Source organism: Streptomyces sp. 150FB (assembly GCF_000818195.1).
GTDB lineage: Bacteria > Actinomycetota > Actinomycetes > Streptomycetales > Streptomycetaceae > Streptomyces.
The window spans coordinates 9,351,123-9,359,338 of sequence record NZ_JTHL01000001.1 but is presented as its reverse complement, the minus strand read 5'-3'; the positions used below and the strand labels follow the sequence as shown (position 1 = coordinate 9,359,338).

Annotated in this window: 5 protein-coding genes; 4 read left to right on the top strand and 1 reads right to left on the bottom strand. The window is 72.2% G+C overall.

Translation table 11 applies throughout. The features are described from left to right. Window positions 1–988: acyl-CoA desaturase (locus QR77_RS39970; protein WP_040026806.1), on the bottom strand; the 988-nt coding region annotated here is incomplete at its 3' end. Between the two features lie 287 nt (window positions 989–1,275). On the opposite strand from QR77_RS39970, the gene QR77_RS39965 reads away from it, so the two are divergent. The 4 genes from QR77_RS39965 to QR77_RS39950 all read left to right on the top strand — a co-directional run. Then, window positions 1,276–4,296, top strand: a complete 3,021-nt coding sequence (locus QR77_RS39965; RefSeq protein WP_040026805.1) for a DEAD/DEAH box helicase — start codon at window positions 1,276–1,278, stop codon at window positions 4,294–4,296. Next, window positions 4,293–5,669 carry an SWF or SNF family helicase gene (locus QR77_RS39960; RefSeq protein WP_236711017.1) on the top strand — a complete coding sequence of 459 codons (1,377 nt, stop codon included), beginning with the start codon at window positions 4,293–4,295 and terminating at the stop codon, window positions 5,667–5,669. Before QR77_RS39965 ends, QR77_RS39960 begins: the two co-directional genes overlap by 4 nt. 190 nt (window positions 5,670–5,859) lie before the next feature. Further along, entirely contained in the window at window positions 5,860–6,876 is a 1,017-nt protein-coding gene (locus QR77_RS39955; RefSeq protein ID WP_040026804.1) for an acetamidase/formamidase family protein, read from the top strand. 163 nt (window positions 6,877–7,039) lie between these two features. Beyond that, window positions 7,040–8,216: helix-turn-helix domain-containing protein (locus QR77_RS39950; protein ID WP_040029496.1), on the top strand; the 1,177-nt coding region annotated here is incomplete at its 3' end.

Genomic DNA, 8,216 nt, shown 5'->3' with positions numbered 1-8,216 from the left:
GGGAAGCACAGTGCGCGCGCACCAGCGGCTGCGCGAGCCGCAGGTGGGGGCGCGGCATGCTCGGGAAGAGATGGTGTTCGATCTGGTAGTTCAGCCCACCGAGAAACCAGTCGGTGAGCGGTCCGCCGCGGATGTTCCGCGAGGTCAGGACCTGTCGGCGCAGGTGCCCCCAGGACGCGCTGGTCTCGGGGTCGGGCATCTCCATGCCCTTGTGGTTGGGGGCGAAAGCCATGCCGAGGTGCAGACCGAGCAGCATCTGGTGGATCACGGCGAAGACCACGGCCTGGCCGATGCTCAGGGTGGTCAGCAGCAGCGTGACATAAGCCACGACATGGACCAGGAGCAGCGCGCCCTCCTGGACCCGCTTGCGGACCGGCATGGCGTCTTCGCCACGGGCGAGGACGGCCTGGAAGCCGTACACCTTGAGCGCGACACCCTCCAGGGTGGTCAGCGGGAAGAACAGCCACGCCTGGTGGCGGGTGAGCCAGCGGCGCAGACCTGAGCGGCCGGCCGTCTGCTCCTGTGTGAAGACCAGGATGTCGGCTTTGACATCGGGGTCCTTGTCGATGTGGTTCGGATTGGCGTGGTGCCTGTTGTGCTTGTCGTTCCACCACTCCTGGCTCATGCCCAGCAGCAGGTTGGCGTGCAGGAGCTGGACGATCCTGCCCCTGCCCCGGTCCGCGGTTATCTGGCAGTGACCCGCGTCATGTCCCACGAACGACATCCGCGCGGATACGAGGGCCAGCGCCGGCGCGAGGAGCAGCGCCCACCAGGAGGCCCCGATGAGGATCATCCCGGTCACGATCGCGGCCACGACCAGGAGATTGACGGTGATGCCCCGGGCGTACCACGCGACGCGGCGCTCCAGGAGTCCCTGCTCCTTGACCATTCGCAGGAGGGGAGCGAAATCGCTGCCGGCCGTGCGGCCGCCGGCGGCTGGGTCAGGGACGGGCTCCGCTATGAGGGCTGTGGCGGTGGCCTGGGGCATCTCGGTCTCCGGTCTGTAGGCCGATGCTCTGAATGGGACGGGTCGCGCGGAATCACGCCGACCTGATGAACGTACGGGGCCGTGACGGCAGGCAGCCATGGCGCTACCACCAGGGAAAAACGGGGGGATACCCGACCACCGGAGGCGGTGCTGGGTGCACCTCGCCGACCGGTGGTGGGTGGTATCTGTGAACGGTGACCAGGACGGCGCCGCTCCCGCGTGGCTTCGCGGTGGGGTACCCTCGGCGGCCCAGTCCAGTAGTCAAACTTGAGGAATACGTTTTCGCTGTGCAAAGGATCCCCGCGGCAACGCTTCCCCGGATCTCCGAACTCGCCCGCTGCTCCACGGTCTTCCTGCCGGCGGATCCGGCCCGAACCGGCCGGATCGCTTTCTGGCATCCGGGCGGCGCGGAACCGCCGTCCGCCCTTGGCTCCGTGGAGGAGCTGACCGTCGTCGGCTCCGACACACACCCTCTCATGGTCCACGCGTCGCTTGTGCCCGTGGCACGTGCGGTTCCGCTTCTGACCAGGGCCCGGGCTGCGGAACATCCTTCACCTTCGGTGGCATTCTGGGGTGCCGCCACCCTTTTCGCCTTGCAACTCGCCGCTCAGGGACGGTTGTTGCCCGGCATCACCGAGGCGGATCACGACGCCTGGCGGGCCGGGCCACTGACGGCGCAGGACCTGGAGGGCCTCCGGGCGCTCGCCGCCTCGATGCCGCCCACCGCACACTGCGTGGCGCTCGACACCGCTCCCGAGCAGACCGGTCCTGTCCTCCTTCCCCAACCGGAGCGGCTGCTGCGGGACTTCCTCGACGCAGTCGTCGACGGACTGCCACGCACTCCGGCCGCGCCGATCGTCGCCGGGAGCGAGGCCTTCGGCGCGGCGGAACCGGGGCGATTCCCCGAACTGCGGGGCTGGGCGGCCGATGTGGCGGCGGGACACGACGCGGGGGTACGGCTCTCCCTGCGCGTCGAGCTGCCCGGCCTGGCGGACGCGGTGCCGGAGGTGCTGCCGGAAGTGCTGCCGGACGGTGAACTCCCTTACGGAATGGGGGCGGAGGGCGGGCCCGCCTTCCGCGCCGTGCTACAGATCCACAGTGTCAGCGATCCCACGCTGGTCGCCGACGCCGTCGAGGTCTGGTCGGGGACGGGCACGGCCGGTACGGCCTTCGGCTCACGCGCCCGGATGGACGCCCTGCTCGCCCTGCGCCGGGCCGCCCGCGCATGGCCGCCGCTCACCCCGCTGCTGTCGGCCGCCGTACCCGACACCGTGGAGCTGGCGGACGAGGAGGTCACCGAACTGCTCGGCGAAGCCGCAACGGCCCTGTCAGCGGCCGGTGTTCAGGTGCACTGGCCCAGAGAGCTGACCCGCACACTGACCGCACGCGCGGTCATCGGCCCGGCGGACGCGGCACCCGGCACCGGGCCGGTGTCCGACACCGGCATCCCGGTCGGCGGCCAGGGTGACGAAGACACCGCCCGCCCGGGCCGATCGGGTCTGCCCACGTTTCTGTCGGCCGGCACACTGCTCGACTTCAACTGGCGCTTCGCGCTGGGTGGTCAGCCGCTCAGCCGCACCGAACTGGACCAACTCGCTGAGGCCGGGCGGCCGGTGGTGCGGCTGCGCGACCAGTGGGTGCTCGTCGATCCGGCCGAGGCCAAGCGCGCCCGCGAGAGCAGGGATCGCCGCCTCACACCTGTCGACGCGCTCGGTGCCGTACTGACGGGCTCCACCGAGATCGATGGACAGCGAGTCGGTGTGCAGGCCACCGGGTGGCTGGAGCAGTTGCGCGCACGGCTCGCCGACCCCGAGAGCACGATTACGGAACAGGGCACACCCGGCACACCCGGCACACCCGGCGCCGGGCAGCCGATCGGCCAGCCCGCGGCGCTCACCGCGACACTCCGCGACTACCAGCTACGCGGCCTCAACTGGCTGCACCGCATGACATCGCTGGGCCTCGGCGGTGTCCTCGCCGACGACATGGGACTCGGCAAGACCATCACACTCATCGCACTCCATCTGCACCGGCAGACCGAGGAGTCGGCGGCGGGACCGACCCTGGTCATCTGCCCCGCCTCGCTGATGGGCAACTGGCAGCGCGAGATCGAACGCTTCGCGCCCGGCACGCCCGTGCGCCGCTTCCACGGTGCCACGCGTGGCCTGGAGGGCCTGGCCGACGGGGAGTTCGTCCTCACGACGTACGGCACGATGCGCCTCGACGCGCCCCGGCTCGCCTCCGAGGACTGGGGCCTGGTCGTCGCCGACGAGGCGCAGCACGTCAAGAACCCCTACTCGGCCACCGCGAAGCAGCTCCGCACCATCGGCGCACGGGCCAGGGTCGCGCTCTCCGGCACACCTGTGGAGAACAACCTCTCCGAGCTGTGGGCGATCCTCGACTGGACCACCCCGGGACTGCTCGGCAGGCTCGGCACCTTCCGTACCCGCTACGCGCAGCCCGTCGAGGGCGGCGGGGACCCGGGCGCCGCCGAGCGACTCGCCGCGCTGCTCCGCCCGTTCCTACTGCGCCGGCGCAAGTCGGACCCGGGCATCGCGCCCGAACTGCCGCCCAAGACCGAGACCGACCGGGCCGTCTCGCTCACCAGGGAGCAGACGGGGCTGTACGAGGCCGTCGTACGGGAGACGCTCGCGGCCATCGCGGCGGCGGACGGGATGGAGCGGCGGGGCCTGGTGGTGAAGCTGCTGACCTCGCTCAAGCAGATCTGCAACCACCCCGCGCAGTACCTGAAGGAGGAACGGCCCCATCTCCCGGACCGATCCGGCAAGTTGGAGTTGCTCGACGAACTGCTCGACACCATCCTGGCGGAGGGTGCGAGTGTGCTGGTCTTCACCCAGTACGTGGGGATGGCGCGGCTCCTGGAACAGCACCTGACGGCGCGCGCCGTGCCGAGCCTGTTCCTGCACGGGGGCACGCCCGTCGGGGGCCGGGAAGCGATGGTGGACCGCTTCCAGAGCGGTGAAGTGCCGGTCTTCCTGCTGTCGTTGAAGGCGGCGGGCACCGGACTCAATCTGACCCGCGCCGAGCATGTCGTGCACTACGACCGGTGGTGGAACCCGGCGGTGGAGGCACAGGCGACGGACCGCGCGTACCGCATCGGCCAGCACCGGCCCGTACAGGTGCACCGGATGATCAGCGAGGGCACGATCGAGGACCGGATCGCCGAGATGCTGGCACGCAAACAGCGGTTGGCCGACGCGGTGCTGGGCTCGGGCGAGGCGGCGCTGACCGAACTGACCGACGCCGAACTGGCGGACCTGGTGGAGCTGCGGGGGAACACACGATGAGCGACTCGCCGAACACGCCAAAGGCGTCGAACACGTCGAACACGTCGAACACACCGCACGCGGCGACCACAGCACACACAGCCGACAGCTCGGAGCGCGTCTTCCCCGCCCTCGCGCCCGCCACCGGCCGTGGTTTCGCCCGGAGTTGGTGGGGCCTGGCCTGGCTGAAGGCGCTGGAGGACACAGCACTGGACGGTGCCCAGCTCAAGAAGGGACGTAAGCGCGCACGCGAAGGCGCTGTGGGCGCCGTGTCGGTGCGGCCCGGCCGGATCACCGCGGTCGTCAGGGACCCCGACGGCACGGCCCACCGCAGCGATGTACTGCTGCGTGAGCTGACCGGCGACGAGTGGGACAGGTTCCTCGACATGGCGGCCGACCGCGCCGGGCACGTCGCCGCCCTGCTCGACCGCGAGATGCCACCGCACCTCGTCGAGGACGCGGCGAGCGCCGGGGTCGAACTCCTCCCCGGTATCGGCGATCTGGAGCCGGAGTGCGGCTGCGAGGCCTGGGACCACTGCCCCCATTCCGCCGCGCTCTGCTATCAGGTGGCCAGGCTGCTGGACGAGGATCCGTACGTCCTGCTGCTGATGCGGGGCCGGAGCGAGCGGCGGCTGGTGGACGAGTTGCAGGTACGCAGCGCGGTCCGGGCCGCCCCGCCGACCGCCGGGGACAGCGACGGAGAGGACGGCAACGACAGCGCCGATGCTGGGGAGTTGGCGGGTGTGCTCGCCTCGGAGGCCTTCGCCGCCGCCGAAATCCTGCCGCCGCTGCCCGCTCCCCCGGTCCCGCCGCAGGCAATCGGGCAGCCGCCTGCCTTCGACACGGAGACGGCGCCGCCCGGGGGAATCGACGCGGACGCCCTGCGCCTCCTCGCCGCCGACGCGGCGGCGCGGGCCCTTCGGCTGCTCACGGAGGCGCTCTCCCCCGGGCATGAACAGCAGCCGCTCGAAGACGAGTTGACGCCCGGACAGGACGGTGTACGGCTGGCGGCCGGCGCCGACGGCGGCCCTCTCGCCGCGCGTATCGCCACGGGCACCGGCCGGCGGCCGGCCGATCTCGACCTCGCCGTACGCGCCTGGCGCCACGGCGGCGCCGCCTCCCTCGCCGTACTCGAAGAGGACCTGGCACCGGACCCCGAAGCCCTCGCTCGGGCGAAGGCGGCGCTCGACACTGCCTGGGACGGCGGGGACCGGCCCCGGACGCGTGCGGTGGCCCCCGGACGCTGGAGTGTGGTCGGCACACCGGTTCAGCTCCGCTGCGGAACGGACGGGCGCTGGTGGCCGTACCGCCAGGAGCAAGGGCGGTGGGCGCCCGTGGGCCCGGCCCATCACGACCCTGCCGCGGCTCTGGCCGACGGGCTGGGCGAGTGCTGACGGTACGAGGTTTGCGAGCGCGCGCCGAGGCGGCGGTGAACGGGCGGTGACGGGGTACCTCTTCCGTCCCGACACACCGTCGCCGTACGGTGAGCTCCGCGAGAACAGGCAGGTGACCGGCACCGTCCGGTGACAGGCGCGGCCCGGCCGACCGGCAGGTCCTGGGCCCGGAGATGGGAGCAGCACACCGATGAGCGACCCGAGGATCCTGACCGTACGTCCGGAGCAGGGCGAGTACGCGTGGACGTTCGGCGGCGCGCCGCCCGTCGCCCGTATCGCGCCCGGCACGGTCCTGGACCTGTTCACCGAGGACTGCTTCGCCGGCCGTGTGCGGTCGGTGAACGATCTGGTGTCGGAGGTGTGCGAGTTCCCCTTCCTCAACCCGCAGACGGGCCCCTTCCATGTGGAGGGCGCGGAGCCCGGCGACACGCTGGCCGTCCACTTCGTGTCGATCCAGCCGGCCCGCGACTGGGCCGCCTCGACGACCGTGCCGCTCTTCGGCGCGCTCACCTCGACCCATACGACGGCCACGCTCCAGCCCCCGCTGCCCGAGGTCGTCTGGATGTGGCAGCTCGACCGCGAGCGCGGCACCTGCCTGTTCAGCGCGCGGGACAGCGACATCGAGATCGAACTGCCGATGGACCCGATGCACGGCACGGTCGGGGTGGCGCCGGCCAATCTGGAGGTACGCTCCGCGCTCGTCCCCGACGCGCACGGCGGCAACATGGACACTCCCGAGATGCGGGCCGGCGTCACCTGTTACCTCGGGGTCAACGTCGAGGGCGCGATGCTGAGTCTCGGCGACGGGCACGCCAGGCAGGGTGAGGGCGAGACCTGCGGGGTCGCCGTCGAGTGCGCGATGAACACGGTGGTGATCGTCGAGTTGCTGAAGGGCGTCTCGACGCCCTGGCCCCGGATCGAGTCCGACACCCACATCATCTCGACCGGTTCGGCCCGCCCCCTCGAAGACGCCTTCCGTATCTCCCAGTTGGACCTCACGCAGTGGCTGGCCCGCGACTACGGCCTGTCGGAACTCGACGCGTACCAATTCCTCTCGCAGGCGGGCGAGGCGCCGCTCGCCAACGTCTGCGACACCAACTACACCTGCGTGGCGAAGATCCGCAAGGAGTGGCTGCCCGCCGGTGAACCGCACCGGGGCCTGCACCGTCATCTCCGCGAGACGGCGGCCGCGCTCCTCTCCCGGTGACCCGGGGTCATCCTCTCCGTCCAACTCCGGGCCAGATCCCGCGACTCCCGCGACTCCGGCGACTCCCCCGCTCCTCCCCCTCGTCCTGACAGGACGCTTGCCGGGCGGCCCCGCCCGGGCGACGATGGGCCGTGTCCGGTGAATCGTGGCCGGGGAGGCCGAGTTGACCGACACATGGGTGGCCCTGGAGGCCGGGGCCGATCCGGTGAGGCGCCGAGGGGCGCTGCGCCGCGCGTACGAGTCGTTCACCACGGCGGGCCACGTCGAGCACCCCGTACGGTCCGTCGTGGCGGATTCCTGGAAGCGCTCGGCACGCGCGCACGTCAGCCCCGAGGGCTCCGCGTGCGTCGACCTGACCGACGACGCGCTCGCCGCGTACCGCGACGGCCACCCGCTGGCCCGGGTGATGCCGCTCTTCCGTGAGCTGATGAGCGCGTACGCGCTGGACGGCGAGCATCTGGTCGCCGTGTGCGACGCGCACGGCCGGCTGCTGTGGGTGGAGGGGCACGCGGCGGCCCGGCGCGCGGCGGGCGGGATGAACTTCGTGCCGGGGGCGCGCTGGGCGGAGAGCGTGGCGGGCACGAACGCGCCGGGCACGGCCATCGCCGTCGACCGCCCCGTGCAGGTCTTCGCCGCCGAGCACTTCCAGCGTCCCGTGCACGCCTGGACCTGCGCGGCGGCGCCCGTCCACGACCCGGGCACCGGACGGCTGCTCGGCGCCGTGGACATCACCGGCGGGGACCGCCTCGCGCACCCGCACAGTCTGGCGTTCGTCGGCGCGGTCGCCCGCGCGGCCGAGTCGCAGCTCGCCCTGCTCGCGCCGCCGCCCGGCGCCGGGTGCTCGCAGCTCTCGGCGCTCGGCCGGGACGAGGCGCTGCTGCTGACGGCCGGCCGCAAGATCCCGCTCAGCCGCAGGCACAGCGAGATCCTGACGCTGCTCGCGCACCGCCCCGAGGGCGTCACCGGCGACGAACTCCTGGTGGAGCTGTACGAGGACGAGTCGGTGCCGCCGGTCACGCTGCGCGCCGAACTGTTCCGGTTGCGCGGGCTGCTGGGCCCCGAGCTGCTGCGCTCGCGCCCGTACCGGCTGGCGGGGACCGTCGACACGGACTTCGACACGGTGGCGCGCCTGCTGGCCTCCGGCGCCGTGACGTCGGCGATGAACGCGTACGCGGGACCGCTGCTCCCCGGGTCGCAGGCGCCGGCCGTGGTACGGATCCGGCGCCGGCTCGCCGACCAGTTACGGGCCGCGCTCGTCGCGCGCGGCGATCCGGGGCTGCTCGCCGACTGGGCGTACAGCCCCTGGGGCGAGGAGGACCTGCCGGTCTGGCGGGCGCTGG

Coding starts and splice junctions, on each gene's coding strand:
- QR77_RS39960 (WP_236711017.1), top strand. CDS start 4,293: ATGAGCGACTCGCCGAACACGCCAAAGGCGTCGAACACGTCGAACACG.
- QR77_RS39955 (WP_040026804.1), top strand. CDS start 5,860: ATGAGCGACCCGAGGATCCTGACCGTACGTCCGGAGCAGGGCGAGTAC.